The 15,728-nt window shown below is 37.3% G+C and carries 13 protein-coding genes; 2 read left to right on the top strand and 11 right to left on the bottom strand.

Annotated elements, in window-relative coordinates; genetic code table 11:
- The first annotated feature begins 119 nt into the window (after positions 1-119).
- Positions 120-464: a DUF4889 domain-containing protein gene (locus tag CD172_RS02330; RefSeq protein WP_103345363.1), complete on the top strand. Its 345-nt coding sequence runs from the start codon at positions 120-122 to the stop codon at positions 462-464.
- A gap of 386 nt (positions 465-850) precedes the next feature.
- On the opposite strand, the gene CD172_RS02325 is transcribed toward CD172_RS02330, so the two are convergent.
- From CD172_RS02325 to CD172_RS02315, 3 genes are all read right to left on the bottom strand, one after another.
- Positions 851-1,753, bottom strand: coding sequence for an EamA family transporter (locus CD172_RS02325; RefSeq protein WP_103345362.1), 903 nt, complete (start codon positions 1,751-1,753; stop codon positions 851-853).
- A gap of 160 nt (positions 1,754-1,913) precedes the next feature.
- Positions 1,914-2,987 carry a M42 family metallopeptidase gene (locus CD172_RS02320; RefSeq protein WP_103345361.1) on the bottom strand — a complete coding sequence of 358 codons (1,074 nt, stop codon included), beginning with the start codon at positions 2,985-2,987 and terminating at the stop codon, positions 1,914-1,916.
- A gap of 169 nt (positions 2,988-3,156) precedes the next feature.
- On the bottom strand, positions 3,157-3,513 hold the full coding sequence (locus CD172_RS02315; RefSeq protein WP_060551726.1) for a DUF3139 domain-containing protein: 357 nt from the start codon (positions 3,511-3,513) through the stop codon (positions 3,157-3,159).
- A 199-nt stretch (positions 3,514-3,712) separates the two neighbouring features.
- Here CD172_RS02315 and CD172_RS02310 point away from each other — a divergent pair, with 199 nt between their 5' ends.
- On the top strand, positions 3,713-5,314 hold the full coding sequence (locus tag CD172_RS02310) for a M20/M25/M40 family metallo-hydrolase (protein ID WP_103345360.1): 1,602 nt from the start codon (positions 3,713-3,715) through the stop codon (positions 5,312-5,314).
- A gap of 148 nt (positions 5,315-5,462) precedes the next feature.
- On the opposite strand, the gene CD172_RS02305 is transcribed toward CD172_RS02310, so the two are convergent.
- The 8 genes from CD172_RS02305 to CD172_RS02270 form a co-directional block, all read right to left on the bottom strand.
- On the bottom strand, positions 5,463-6,623 hold the full coding sequence (locus CD172_RS02305) for a nitrate/nitrite transporter (RefSeq protein ID WP_060551728.1): 1,161 nt from the start codon (positions 6,621-6,623) through the stop codon (positions 5,463-5,465).
- Between the two features lie 265 nt (positions 6,624-6,888).
- Entirely contained in the window at positions 6,889-7,539 is a 651-nt protein-coding gene (gene nreC / locus CD172_RS02300) for a nitrate respiration regulation response regulator NreC (protein WP_103345359.1), read from the bottom strand.
- Positions 7,517-8,599 (bottom strand): sensor histidine kinase, encoded by a 1,083-nt coding sequence (locus CD172_RS02295; protein ID WP_103345358.1) that lies wholly within the window; start codon positions 8,597-8,599, stop codon positions 7,517-7,519. Before CD172_RS02295 ends, nreC begins: the two co-directional genes overlap by 23 nt.
- Entirely contained in the window at positions 8,599-9,060 is a 462-nt protein-coding gene (gene nreA / locus CD172_RS02290; protein WP_103345357.1) for a nitrate respiration regulation accessory nitrate sensor NreA, read from the bottom strand. Before nreA ends, CD172_RS02295 begins: the two co-directional genes overlap by 1 nt.
- 20 nt (positions 9,061-9,080) lie before the next feature.
- Positions 9,081-9,758 (bottom strand): respiratory nitrate reductase subunit gamma, encoded by a 678-nt coding sequence (narI, locus tag CD172_RS02285; RefSeq protein ID WP_103345356.1) that lies wholly within the window; start codon positions 9,756-9,758, stop codon positions 9,081-9,083.
- Entirely contained in the window at positions 9,751-10,326 is a 576-nt protein-coding gene (narJ, locus tag CD172_RS02280) for a nitrate reductase molybdenum cofactor assembly chaperone (RefSeq protein WP_039644207.1), read from the bottom strand. Before narJ ends, narI begins: the two co-directional genes overlap by 8 nt.
- Positions 10,319-11,875: a nitrate reductase subunit beta gene (gene narH / locus CD172_RS02275; RefSeq protein ID WP_103345355.1), complete on the bottom strand. Its 1,557-nt coding sequence runs from the start codon at positions 11,873-11,875 to the stop codon at positions 10,319-10,321. Before narH ends, narJ begins: the two co-directional genes overlap by 8 nt.
- Positions 11,865-15,536, bottom strand: a complete 3,672-nt coding sequence (locus tag CD172_RS02270) for a nitrate reductase subunit alpha (protein ID WP_103345354.1) — start codon at positions 15,534-15,536, stop codon at positions 11,865-11,867. Before CD172_RS02270 ends, narH begins: the two co-directional genes overlap by 11 nt.
- Positions 15,537-15,728 lie beyond the last annotated feature (192 nt).

Raw genomic sequence — 15,728 nt, 5'->3', positions numbered from 1 at the left:
AATTAATATCACCTATTATTTAAAACGTTGTCACAATTTTGTCGATATATATCCCCCTTTTGCTTTCACCCTCAATCTATTACAATAACATTATATTAATTAAAGGAGCTTTACTAAATATGAAAAGTAAACAAACACTTGGCTTTATTTTAATTGGATTAATGTTAGTTGCAACTATTATTGTGATCGTCGCAATTATGATGTCTGGACAAAAAGAAACATATTACGGTTATATGAAAGATGATACAACTGCAGAAAAAGTGATTAGTGAATCTGATAAATCCATTGAAAAAAATGTAAAGATTCCTACAGATAATGACTTCCAACCTAAAAAAGGTGACTTTGTCAAACTTGTTACAAATAAAGGCGATAAACATGATTATGTGAAAAAAGAAGTTGTTTCTCATGACGATGTACCACACGGATTAATGATGAAAATTCATGATATGAAAATGCATCATTAATCATTGAAAATAACATGTTTATCTTTTGGTGATTACACTGAGTAGCGTCCGTATATAACTTATAAGAGTGACATCAACGTATCTCTACTACACGATAACGAAACATAATAGGACCTTTTCAAATGATAGCCAACAATGTTCATGTTTTAATGAATGTTGTTGGCATTTTTATTATATTGTAATACCTCTATATTCTAGTTACCATTTCATTAAACAGTTATGTCCTCAGAAAAAAGAATTATTTTCTCACTACACTAATGCTTTAAAAACGCACTTTATAAAACAATTAAATAAGCTTTGACATTCATCTTAGATGAACATCAAAGCCTCACATTTCTTCTAAAAATGCTCTCCTTATTTTTGTAGCACAACCTCAAAGTGTTACCTTATTTTTTCATAATAGAGAGCACGACTACCATGGCGATGATACATATAACCCCTACGAGTTGCCATAAACCAAATCCTATTTGAAGCCATACAATTGATGCTAATAATGCCATTAAGGGTTCAATTGTACCTAAGAGTCCCGCTTCATGTGGATACAGATAATGTAAACTATCGATATAAAACCAAAATGCTAACATGGTACCAAAAATTATCGCAAACCAAAACAATACGTGTGTATTAAATGTCCAGATTGTCAAATCAACGTGCCATGGTGGATGAATGAAACTCAAAGCGATTCCACCAATGAGCATGGCCCAGCCCACAACATTTAACGAACCCCAACGTGCTAACAATCTCACAGGATAAATGGTATAAAACGCTAAAGCAATAGCCGATAAAAATCCCCATACTATCGCTGCTTTGGGCACTTGTAAATTTGAGATTTGCCCATTCGTCAATAATAAGAATGAACCAACGAGCGCTAAAATAATGGCTATAGCCTCTTTGCGACCAAATGTCGTTACTTTTGTTAATACGAGATAAAATATCATAAAAATAGGACCTAAATATTGCAATAACGTTGCAACTGCAGCATTACCATAACTGATGGATGACATAAACGTGTATTGGACTGCAAGCATACCGAAAATGCCATAAATAACGATTTGAAACGCCGCACGTTTGTCCCACCATATGACAAATACTTTAGGGCCTTGGGTGATGAACGCAATGCCAATTAATAACACACCAGAAATAATGAGACGCACAGCAACGAACCAACTTACCTCTAAGTGCGCATGTTGAAAGAGCCATTGTGACACTGTGCCTCCTACACCCCAAAATGATGCACCTATAATCACCAAAAAATACCCTATCCATCTTTTTTGAGAGTGCTGCATCATAACGCCTCCTTTACAACTATGTATTGAAATTAATCTAACATGAATTCAAGTTGATTGACAATCATGATTGATACAAAAAAGAAAGCACACGACATGAAATGTTTTCAAAATCGCGCACTTCCTTAAATGTAGTATCATTCAATATTTGATGTAATTGGATTTACCAAATGATTTGTTCTACCGTCTCATCATCTAAAGCTTTCACAATTTCAGTAACAAGTTGGACTGCTTTTTGATAATCTTCTTGATGTAACACCGATACGTTAGAATGCATGTATCGGACGGGTACCGAAATACATATTGATGGAATACCATCCAAAGAAGTATGTATATTTCCAGCATCCGTGCCTCCACCAGGCATTGTATCGAATTGTAGCGCAATATTGTGTGCTTTTGCGACTTTCTTTACATGACGTAAAAAGCCGACATGCCCAATATTGGAGCCATCTAGTGCAATCACTGCAGGTCCTTCACCAAGTTTCACATCTCCATCCTGTTCCATACCTGGAGAATCATAGGCTATACATACATCCACAGCAATCGCTAAATCAGGTTTGATTTTATGTGCTGCGACTTTTGCGCCTCGAAGTCCAACTTCTTCTTGCACATTCGCCCCTGAGACAACATTCACTTGAACAGAAGTATCTTTTAATTCATCTAAAACATCCACAGCTAATGCACAACCATAACGGTTATCAAATGCTTTAGCCATCAAATAGTTGGAATTGAGAAGTGTTTCAAATTCAGAGTAAGGTGTGATCATATTACCGATTTCGATTCCTGCTGCTTCAGCTTCTTTTTTGTCTTTCGCCCCTACATCAATAAACATCTTATCAATATCTACTGGTTTTTTTCGTTCTTCAGCACCTAATACATGGGGCGGTTTAGATCCTATTACACCTCTTATTTTATCGCCTTGATCAGTGGTAATCGTAACTTTTTGAGAAAGCATCACTTGGTTCCACCAGCCACCTACAGGCGTAAATTTTATGTATCCATTATCATCTATTTTGGTAACCATAAAACCGACCTCATCTAAGTGACCCGCAATCATAATCGTCTTATTACCTGATTGAGCTTGCTTTTTTCCGTATACGCCACCTAAGTTATCATAAATCATTTCATCGCTATTCGGTTCAAGTAATGCTCGCATCTCATGTTTAATATCATATTCATGCCCTGCAATCCCATCAATATCTGTTAATTGTTTAAGTAATTGTTTCGTTTCTTTCATAATCTCATAACCCCTTTCAATACATTTAAACCTATTATATCAAAAACTTATAACATCCTTCTCGATTCAAACACACGTTAAACGATTAAAGACAAAATATCATCAAAGTTGCTGACATCTTAAATATAAAAACTCGAACCTCTTTACACGATTCGAGTTTTTTATTACGTTATTTCATTTTATAATTTTCATCAAAGAAGTTGTATTTGGCTTTTTTATCATGCTTTTTCGTTTTAGCATCAAAGCCTTGTAAAAATAAACCGCGCTTTAAATGGATCGGTTGAGCGATGTAAATATTTTTTTCATCGCCTTTTAAGCGGATTTCCTTATAAAAAATACCTTTACGCTGATCATAATCGCTTTTTTCATCGATGATTTTAGATTTCAAATGCTTTTCTGTAAGATACTGATCTATCAATTTGTAGTTTTGACTTTTTTGGTATCCTTTATAAGCAAAAAATCCTGCAGCAACGAGCACAAATAAAAGCACAGCGATAAATACAAAACCTAAAATTTTCTTCGCCATCGTGTATCCAACTTTCTCTAAATAGTCATTATGATTATAGTATCATAGTTTAATATCGTGACGGTAGTAAGTTTGCTGTCGTCACATAAATTTCAAAAACAACCACACGAAAAATTAGTTATTGTCTTTGCGCTATGAAACCCTTTACAATAGCAATTGAATGATATATTTACTGTTATTCAACAAGGGGGATTTAAACATGAATATGAGATGGCAAACCGCTTCTGATAGAGAGGCATTACTGAAACAACTTGTCGCACATTCAAGTGTGACACACTCTACTGGAGAGTTAGAGTTTCCTTATATGATTCAAGACGAGCTCATGACATTAGACTATTTTAAAGCACATCCAGACCATGTACAACTCGTTTCAACAAATGATAAACGTCATGCGGTTGTTGCTTTTTATAAAGCACCACATGCCAAAGACACTGTCACTTTAATTAGTCATTTTGATACTGTTGGCATTGATGATTATGGTCCATTTCAAGGACAGGCATTTGATATGGATCAACTTACGGAAGCTTTTCGAAATGATACCACTTATCTAGGCGAAGTGAGTCGTGCGGATTTACAGTCTGGGGATTATCTGTTTGGTCGTGGCGCGATGGATATGAAACCAGGTTTAATGCTTCATATGGCACTCATTGAAAAAGCGAGCATTGAAGAATGGGATGTCAATTTAATATTAATGACCGTCCCAGATGAAGAAGTCACATCTAAAGGGATGCATGCTGCGGTAGAATACGTAAATACACTTCGTGAAAAGCATCAGTTGAAGATGGCGTTACATTTAAATAGCGAGCCCACATTCCAACAAGCGCAAGATGATGACAATCATTATTATTACACCGGTTCTATTGGTAAAATTATGCCAAGTGTTTTGGTGTATGGTCGCGAAACACACGTAGGCACACCTTCAAATGGTTTAAGTTCTAATTTTTTAATGAGTTTCATTCAACAAGAAATCGAATATAGTTTGAATTTCAAGGAACATTTTGAAGGTGAACAGACACCCATGCCTGTAAGTTTAAAAATCACTGACATTAAAGATTATTATGATGTGCAAACACCATTTCGTACCGTTGCATTATTTAACCTTTTTATATTCAAAAGTAATGCAGACGAAATCTATGATAAATTTAATGCAGCCGTAAAAAAAGGTGTAGAAAAAGGAATGTCTATTTATGAAAAGCGCATCAACGCTGAAGATATTGCTTTTGATATACAAATGAATTTTATGACGTATCAAGAACTCTATCAACATGCGGTAAAGATTCATGATGAACGTACAGTACAACAAATGATTGACGATGTTATCGCACATGATTCTGCCGCACACTTACAATCGATTACCATTGTCGATTTGCTGATGAATATGTGTCGAGACCTCGGTCCAACGGTCATTACATTTTTTACACCACCTTATTATCCAGCTACAAATACATCATTCAACCCGATGACTGAAGCTGTAGGTCAAACTATACGTGACACCTTCAAACAATCATTTCAACGCAGTTCGGAACGCATTCATTATTTCAATGGTATTAGTGATTTAAGTTATGTAGCACCCTCACCGAATGGCTCTGGTTTTGAATCATTTGAACACAATACACCTGTATTTAATCGTACATATAAAATTCCATTTAAAGATATTGAAGCCATTCAAGCACCATTAATTAATTGTGGTCCAATCGGTAAAGATGCGCATAAAGTGACAGAGCGTATTCATAAACAAAGTGCTTTTGTAGAATTACCTGTTGTGTTGGAAAACATTATAAAAACACATTTTCTTGCGTGAGGTTACATTAGTCAACGAAAAGCGTTAACGATTATCACCGCGCATTTTTAGATCACGTTTTACTTTCATTTAATCCTAAATGTGGAAAAGCTTTTAAAATCAAAAACGCGCTAGAGGCATTGAATGCTACTCTAGCGCGCTACTTTATTTATGCGACGTTTTTTTCACGTTTTGATAAATTCATCATTGTCAGTAATGCGATAATACCGAAAACACTTAATAATATAAATGCCAAATGACTTGTACCCGTCATAGCTGTCACTGCTGAAATCACAAGTGGTGGGAAGAAACCACCAAGGCCACCCATCATGGAGACGATACCGTTGGCCACACCCGCTTCTGTTGTAAAGTAATGTGGCACAAGCTTGAAGATGAGTCCATTTCCAATACCTGCACATACACTGACTGTTAAACAGCCAAGTGTAAAGAAGAAGATATTTTGAGAAACACCTAACAAGAATGATCCTACAATCATAATAGTGAAGAAAATCTTTAACATTGTCACTGCGTTAAATTTATCTCCTAACATACCACCAACTGGACGTAAGAACGTTGCGAGTGCAATAAATACACCTGTTCTAATTCCTGCATCTACTTTATCAATACCAAAATGTGTCACTAAGTAGTTAGGTAAAAATAAACCAAATGCTACGAATGCACCAAATGTGATGAAATACCAGAAGCTTAAATAATACAATTTGTAGTTGGCCATCAATTTGCGTGATTGCTCAACAAGTGGGACTTTCACTTTTGGTTCTTTTCCATCACCTAAGAAGAACATAATCATCGCAAATACAGCCATTACGATAAGATACAATTTAATAGTAGATTGCCAACCAATCGCACCTGCGATAGGTGGTGCTAAGAACGCAGATACTGCTGTACCTAAGTTCCCCATTCCATAAATCCCGTTTGCTAAACCGACTTTGTCTTTAGAAAAATATTTTGGAATGGATGTTACACCTACAGAGAAAATTGCGCCACCCACACCTAAGAAGAAGCCTGCAAACATTAATGCGCCAGGAGACGTCGCTTGGCTAAGTAAGAAAACAGGTATCAGTAATACAATAAAGCTCGTAAAAAATACCCATTTTGCACCTACAATGTTTGTTAAATATCCAAATGGTACACGAAGGACTGAACCTAAAATGACAGGAATCGCTAAGATGATAGATAACTGTCCACTTGAGATTTTAATATCTTGAGAAATAAATGGCATCAGTGGTGCGATAATGCTCCACGCCATGAACCCAGCTACAAGACTCAGTGTTTGTAAACCGAGCTGAAGACCGCCTTTTGACTTATTCATTCTCTTTCACCCTTTTTCTTTAAATTTCACAGTGTACCAAAACGTATAGACCTTTTTCCATTGTCTCTCATTTTAATACGTGTTAACTAATTCATACATAGTGTAACTTGCTTGTGAAATTAATAACATAAGGACTTCCCCTATACACATATGGGTGCTTCCCCTAAAAAAGTTAGCATTTTCACATATGATTTAACGTCGAATTGATAAAAATCAGAAAGTAAAAAAACGCTAGAAATCTTAACTAAGACTTCCAACGTTTAATTTAAAAATCTAATAATTTTTTCTTTAACGCATATTCCACGAGTTCTGGCTTAGACTTTAAGTTTAATTTATCCATAATGCGTGTTTTATGTGCTTCAACAGTCTTTACGGAAACAAACAGTTTTTCAGCAATATCTTTATTCCCATATCCTTTTGCAATGAGCGGTAATATTTCAAGTTCTCGCTTTGATAAGACTTTAAATGGATCATTTGAATAAGAGGTATCATCCGAAGAATGGACAAATTCTTTAACAAGAGATGTTGTCATCTTTGGATCGATAAATGTTTCTCCCTTATAAACAGTACGTATCGCAAGTAATAGTTGCTCGTCTGGTGCATTTTTTAAAATATAGCCACTTGCACCACTACGTAAAACATGAAATAAATATTCCTCATCATCATACATCGTTAAAATCAATATCTTCGTTTTAGGAAAACTATCTAAGATTTTACTCGTCGCAATTAAACCCGATTCACCAGGTGGCATACTTAAATCCATAATTAAAACATCAGGTTCGTATTTCATGACCATTTGATAAGCTTCTACACCATCTGCAGCTGTTCCTACAACTTCCATATCTTCTTGGAAGTTTAAAATCATAGAAAAGCCTGTTCGTACCACTGCGTGATCATCTGCGATTACGATTTTCAAACTCAACGCCCCCAATTTGCTCAATTGGCACCTCTAAAGTGACGAGAGTACCTTTCCCTTTTTCTGTTTTAATATCTAATTTACCATTAACAAGTTCAGCGCGCTCATTCATTCCATATAAACCTAGGCCAGAGCCTTTCGGATGGTCTTTCGGATCAAAACCTGTCCCTTGATCTGAAACTTCAGCAAATAACCGATTTTTATCAATTCGAACATTCACATCTACGACATCTACATTTGCATATTTCATTGCATTAAATACAGCTTCTTGCACGACACGATACACGACCGTCTCAATCTCACTATCAAACCGCTGTGGAGGCATATCAAAATGATAATTCACCATTAAACCATAATTGTTTTCAAGTTGCTTAAAGTATGTTTTAAATGCTGCATCTAAACCAAGGTCATCTAATGAAGATGGCCTTAATTCTGAGGATAAATTACGTATATCATCAATAAGCTTAGACATTAAACCTTCTATATTATGAGATTGTTTAATCATACTTTCCATATTTTGTTGATATTTGAGCAGACGCATCTCTACATTCACATTGATTAGCTCTTGAACAACACCATCATGAAGTTCTCTCGATATGCGTTTACGTTCATTTTCTTGTGCAGCAATGGTTTTTTGAATCATGTGCCTTTGATGTAATTTTTCATGGCGTTCGAGTTGTTGTGTTACATTTTGAAGTGTAAAAACTTTAATATCTTGCTCTGAATCTATAGTTTGATACATTGCAGTAAAAGGTTCCACTTTATTTTCACGTGTTTTCATGAACACTTGAAAGGTTGAATTCCCCATTTCTTGTGTTTCAAGAAAGCAATTGTAGCACGTTTTTAACGCATGTTCTGTCGTATACCCTTCACAACGTCCGCATATCGTATTAGATGTTATCGTCTGTATATGATTATCATCTGAAAGCACACGCTTAGCAGCGTTGTTCATAAAAATAACATCCCCATCACGGTCAATAAAGAGAATCATTTCAGTTGTATTTTCAAAATGTGATAACAATAACTCATTTAAAACATGCGGTTTCGTTTTAGATTTCATTATAATATCACCCTGTCTTCACTTGTTAATGAACCAATTCCTTTAATATTAATGACGTCGCGTGTCTTGTTAGGTAAGGGTTTTCCGTTTCTCTGACCAAATAACAAGACCCCTTTGACACGATGATTGTGCCAAAGCGGTATTGCTACGAGTGCAGTCAATTGCTCACTCAAGAGTATCGGAAAATTAAATAATGATTGTTGTATTTCTTCTTGGTTTGTATCAGCAATAGTCATTGACTTTCCTGTTTTCATGACAGTACCAGCAATGCCACGTCCATTACGGAGAACGATGCGTTGATATCTATTATTCAGATTACCTGACACGTAACGCCATTTGATTTTCATGCCCGCGTGATCTTCTGTAGGTAATGCAAGTCCTGCAAAATCAAAGCCAAAGCGAAGTCGCAACACTTCAAGCTCCGATTGATAATCATGCTTGGAAAAATCAATTGGGTCCACGGTCATCACCCCATCTTTATTTATACTTTATGTTTACGGTAAATAATATAACTACGGCTCGCATATGATAATGGGACACTCCATACATGAACAAGTCTTGTGAACGGCCACAAAGCCATAATTGAAAAACCTAACAATACATGTAATTTAAATGCAAATGGCACAGCTGTCATTAAGTTTGCATCAGGGCTAAACATGAACAACCCTCTGAACCATATAGAAATTGTTTGACGATAATCAAAATCTGGCGTTGTAGCATTTACAACGAGTGTTGCATAAAGACCAGCAAACACAATGACTAATAATAAAAAGTTGACAAGTATATCTGATGCAGAGCTCAATCGACGTACATTTGCTTTTGTTACACGTCTTGCTGTTAATAAAAACATACCGATTAATGTTATTATACCAAATATACTACCAATATACACAGCTCCAATATGGTACAGGTGGTTATTTACACCTACCGCTTCTAACCAGTGCGCCGGAATTAATAGTCCAACGACATGTCCAAAGAACACAGGCACAATACCTAAATGAAATAATAAACTTCCCCATTTAAGTTGCTTTTTTTCAATAAATTCACTTGATTTTGCAGTCCATGAAAATTGATCAAATTTATAACGTGCAATATGACCAATTATGAAGATTGCAAGACAGAGATATGGGAAGATTACCCACAAAAATTGATTAAACATGTTGTGTCACCTCATTGTCTTGTACGATGCAACGTTTTAACGTTTCTCGTAAACCTCGTATTAAATGACTATATGGATTACCCTTTTCCTCTAAATATTTCATCATTGGATACGTGCCATCTTCAATAATCATAATAAGCAATTGCATATTTTCTTGTGCGCGATCATCGCCATCAATCGGTGCTGCATATAAAAATTCAAGCATTAATGGTAAATAATCAGAGAGCTCTGATGCTGGCATTTCTAGGCCAAACATTTCATATAAAACTTTAAGCTTTGCTAGCATTTGTCCGCGCTCTTTTTGCGTATCAAATTTATTGAAGGTCATATATAACGTTGTTTTCTTATTAAAGTCAAACGTATCCGTGTACAAAGATTTAATTTCAGACAAACTTAATTCATACATACGTTCACGATACGCTTTCACGTGAGGATACGCAGGGTGATCCTCACTGAAAATCGCATCAAATGTTTTAGGATGAAAGGTCAATTTTTCCGGAAAACTTAATTGTTGGCTCAGATAAGCAAATGTCTCTTTGTAATACTTGAGCGTTTCAAGATTAATCACGGAAGATCCCTCCATAGAAGTTGTCGTTGTATATTTCTTGACCCGTTTTACCACCTGCACCTACAGGTACGCCACAACCGTCACAGTTTGCACCGAAGTGTTCACCACCATAGCCTTGGCTACCTTGTGCTGCATAGGTGTCCATATATTGCTCTTTATGCGATGTTGGAATCACGAAGCGATCTTCATGTTTTGCAATTGCTAACAAACGATACATATCTTTGGCTTGACGTTCTGTTAATCCGACACGTTCTAATCGCGACGTATCAAAGTCACGTTGCGTATTTTGTGCACGCATGTAGCTACGCATCATAGCCATACGTTGCAACGAACCTTTCACTGCAGTCGTATCGCCAGCAGTAAATAATTCTGCAAGATATTGAACAGGTAGACGCATTTCTTCAATTGCAGGAAAAATCGCATCTGGGTTATTGCCCGCATTTTTACCTTCGAAGTAATTCATAATTGGACTCAGCGGTGGACAATACCAAACCATCGGCATTGTACGGTACTCTGGATGTAATGGGAATGCCAATTTATATTCGATTGCAAGTTTATAAATCGGTGAGTTTTGTGCTGCTTCAATCCACTCTTGTGAAATACCATCTTTTTCGGCTTGCTCGATTACTGCTTCATCAAATGGATTTAAAAATAAGTCGAGTTGTTTTTCATATAAGTCTTGTTCGTTTTCAGTTGATGCCGCTTCTTGAACACGGTCTGCATCATAAAGTAAGACGCCTAAATAACGCATACGACCTGTACATGTTTCCGAACATACTGTTGGAATTCCTGCTTCAACACGTGGGAAGCAGAATGTACATTTTTCGGCTTTATTTGTTTTCCAGTTGAAGTACACTTTTTTATAAGGACAGCCCGTCATACAGTAGCGCCAGCCGCGACAAGCTTCTTGGTCTACAAGAACAATGCCGTCTTCGTCACGTTTATACATCGCGCCAGATGGACAAGAGGCCACACAGCTCGGATTTAAGCAATGTTCGCATAAACGTGGTAAATACATCATAAATGTTTGGTCAAAGTTGAATTTAATCTCTTCTTCGATTTTTTGAATATTCGGATCCTGTGGTCCCGTAACGTGACCACCCGCTAAGTCATCTTCCCAGTTAGGGCCCCATTCAATATCCATACGTTGACCTGTCATTGCTGAATGTGCTTTTGCGACTGGTGAATGTTCAGAGGCTTTTGCTGTTGTTAAATGTTCATAGTTGTATGTCCATGGTTCATAATAATCTTTAATGACTGGCATATCAGGGTTGTAGAAAATTTTACCAAGTGCAATCTTATTGATTCGCGTTCCTGATTTTAATTCCAACTTTCCTTTTTTATTTAACGTCCAGCCACCTTTATAGTGCCCTTGGTCTTCCCAACGTTTTGGATAACCTATACCTGGTTTTGTCTCTACATTGTTAAACCACATATATTCCGCACCAGGTCGATTGGTCCATGTGCTTTTACATGTCACACTACACGTATGACAACCGATACATTTGTCTAGGTTTAACACCATTGCAACTTGCGCTTTAATCTTCAAGCCAATCCACCTCTTTCATCTTTCTCACCGCAACGTAAACATCACGTTGGTTCCCAATTGGTCCATAATAGTTAAACGAATAACTGATTTGTGCATAACCACCCATTAACTGAGTAGGTTTTAAGTGAATACGTGTTGGCGCATTGTGAGAGCCTCCACGTGTACCAGAAATTTCAGATCCTGGCGTTTCAATGTGTTTATCTTGCGCATGATACATAAACATTGTGCCTCGAGGCATACGATGTGAAACAACCGCTCTTGCTGTCACGACACCGTTACGGTTATACACTTCTAACCAATCATTATCCTCAATATCATGTTGCGCTGCATCCTCATTTGAAATCCAAACGGTTGGACCACCACGGAATAACGTCAACATGTGTTGGTTATCTTGGTATGTTGAGTGGATATTCCATTTACCATGTGGCGTTAAATAGCGCAGTACGAGTGAATCTTGTCCGCCTTTCACTTGTTTATCTTTTGAACCAAATACCATTGGTGGCAATGTTGGTTTATACACCGGTAATTGCTCACCGAATTGTTGGAATACTTCATGGTCAATATAATAACTTTGACGTCCTGTTAATGTTCTAAATGGGACTAAACGTTCAATATTAGTTGTAAATGGTGAGTATCTGCGCCCTTGTTTGTTTGATCCTGGAAATACTGCTGTTGGGATGACTTCACGTGGCTGTGAAGTGATATTCAAGAATGTGATTTTTTCAGATGCACGTTCTCCTGAAATATCTTTTAACTGCATACCTGTTTGTGCTTCAAGATCTTCATATGATTTTTGAGATACACGACCATTTGTTGCAGAAGATACATTTAAAATCACATCCGCCACTTTTCGAGCAGTATCAATTCTTGGTTTATTATTTTTAACTGTATGATCTTCCCATGTGCCGACCATACTACGAAGTTCGTCATATTGTTCTTTTACAGAGAAGCTCACACCATGGGCACCGACTTTACCATTTTCTAATAATGGCCCTACTGAAATGAACTTATCATGCACGTCTGTGTACGTACGGTCTACAACCGCAAATCCTGGCATTGTTTTACCTGGAATAGGTTCAATTTCACCTTTTGTCCAGTCGTGAACTTTACCATATGCAAGTGAAATTTCTTGTTTAGAGTCGTGCGCAAGTGGTGCTGTAACAACATCCTTATACGTACCAGTTAAGTGTACGCGTGCCATATCTGAGAATGTTTTACTAATCGTTTTGAAGATATCCCAATCTGAACGAGATTCCCATAATGGATCGATTGCTGGATTGAACGGATGGATAAATGGATGCATATCTGTTGACGATAGGTCATGTTTTTCATACCATGTCGCTGCCGGCAACACGATGTCAGAGTATAGTGGTGTCGCAGTCATACGGAAATCTAATGACACAAGTAAGTCTAATTTACCGACCGTATCTTCTCGCCAAGTAATCTCTTCAGGTTTCTCAGTTTCATTTGGTTCTGCCATTAATGCAGATTTCGCACCTAGCAAATGTTTCATGAAATATTCTTGTCCTTTAGCAGAACTTGAAATTAAGTTTGAACGCCATACGAACAATGACTTTGGATGGTTTTTACGCAAATCTGGGTCTTCAATCGCAAATTTTGTTTTACGGGACTTCACATCGTCTAACGCACGTTTTAAAACCGCTTCGTTCGTAAATTCTCCAGCATCTTTTGCTTCTTCTCCCCACATTAAGCTGTTGCGGTCAAATTGTGGGTAAGATGGTAACCAACCATTGCGCGCTGCTAAGACATTATAATCAGCAGGGTGTTGCAACTTCACATTTTCAGCCAATGGTGACGCTAAACGGTCTACACCAGATTCTTCGTATTTCCACTGATCTGTAGCGAAATAGAACCAACTTGTACCGTTTTGTAAACGTGGTGGACCTTGCCAGTCTTTTGCAAAAGCAATGGTGCTCCACCCTTCAATTGGACGACATTTTTCTTGACCTACATAGTGCGCCCAACCGCCACCATTCACACCTTGGCAACCACAAAGTACGACTAAGTTCAAAATAGATCGATAAATCATATCAGAGTTAAACCAGTGGTTAATACCTGCTCCCATGATAATCATTGAGCGTCCACCTGTATCAATCGCATTTTGTGCAAATTCACGTGCCACTTGTGTCACTAAATTTGCTTTCACACTTGTTACTTTTTCTTGCCAAGCCGGTGTATAGAATGATTCTGCGTCATTAAAATCTTTGGACTCTAATGGATGATTAAAACGTTTCACGCCATATTGACTCGTCATCAAGTCATAAATCGTTGCTGCAAGTACTTCTTCACCATTTGCCAAAGTGACTTTACGTACTGCGATTGGTCGTTCAAACACACCGTTGCCTGCATTATCAAAGTAAGGGAACTGAATCGTTACAATTTCATGTTCGCCTGTCACTACAGACATGCTTGGATCGATTTTTTCGCCTTGTTCATTTTCTAGTTTTAAGTTCCATTGTTTGCCATCTTCCCAACGTTGACCCATAGTACCGTTTGGAACTTGAATGGTGTCTGTTAAAGCATCAATTACAACCGGTTTCCACTCACTATTCGGCGTTGTACTTCCTAAATCACTTGACCGTAAAAAACGCCCTGCTTTGTATCCTTTATCATCTTGATCTAAACGAATGATAAATGGCATATCTGAGTACTGCTTTGCATAGTTAATAAACATTTCTGATGGGTTATCTTCATAAAACTCTTGTAGTATCACATGCGTCATCGCTTGTGCAATGGCTGCATCAGTACCCGGATTAGGTGCCATCCAGTTGTCCGCAAACTTAACGTTTTCAGCATAGTCAGGTGCAACTGAAATGACTTTTGCACCTTTGTAGCGTACTTCAGTCATAAAGTGCGCGTCTGGGGTACGCGTTAACGGAACGTTAGAACCCCACATCATAATATACGAAGAATTATACCAATCACTTGATTCTGGTACGTCCGTTTGTTCTCCCCAAATTTGCGGAGATGCTGGCGGTAAATCCGCATACCAATCATAGAAACTCAACATTTCTCCACCAAGTAATGAGATAAAACGTGCACCCGCTGCATAACTGATCATTGACATGGCTGGAATTGGTGTAAAGCCAGCGATACGGTCTGGACCATCTTTTTTAATTGTGTAAATTAATTGTGCTGCAATCAGCTGCGACACGTCTTTCCAATTTGCGCGAATATGTCCACCTTTTCCACGTGCAGATTTGTAAATTGTCGCTTTTTCCTCGTCCTCTACAATGGAAGCCCATGCCTTGATTGGATCTTGGTGTTCTTCTAATGCACTTGTCCATAAATCCCATAATTTTCCACGGACATATGGGTATTTAATACGTAATGGACTGTATTCATACCATGAAAATGATGCACCTCGTGGGCAACCACGCGGCTCAAATTCAGGCATATCAGGTCCGCAACTTGGATAGTCTATTTGTTGATTCTCCCATGTAATGACACCATTTTTAACAAATACTTTCCACGAACATGAGCCCGTACAGTTCACACCATGTGTTGTACGCACCACTTTATCGTGGCTCCAACGTTCTCTATACATCTTTTCCCATTCACGGCTTTTATGTTCTAAAACCGACCAGTTCCCATTGAACTTTTCAGTAGGTTTAAAGAAATTCAATCCAAATTTAACCATGTTCATCCTCCTTAAATACATAGGCTTTCCAACTTAATTTAATTGTATAATTCAACCTTTACACACAACATTAGGGAAATACCTAATTCGATAGTAAAATCCCCTAATGTTAAAAAATTCACATAGTTGATGAACAATAACTTTTGTTTTTACAAATCAATGCCAATTTAAACCTCATAAAATGTGATGAAT

This window comes from Staphylococcus agnetis (assembly GCF_002901865.1).
Lineage (GTDB): Bacteria > Bacillota > Bacilli > Staphylococcales > Staphylococcaceae > Staphylococcus > Staphylococcus agnetis.
The sequence above is the reverse complement of the archived record's forward strand: the minus strand, read 5'-3'. Positions and strand labels throughout refer to the sequence as shown.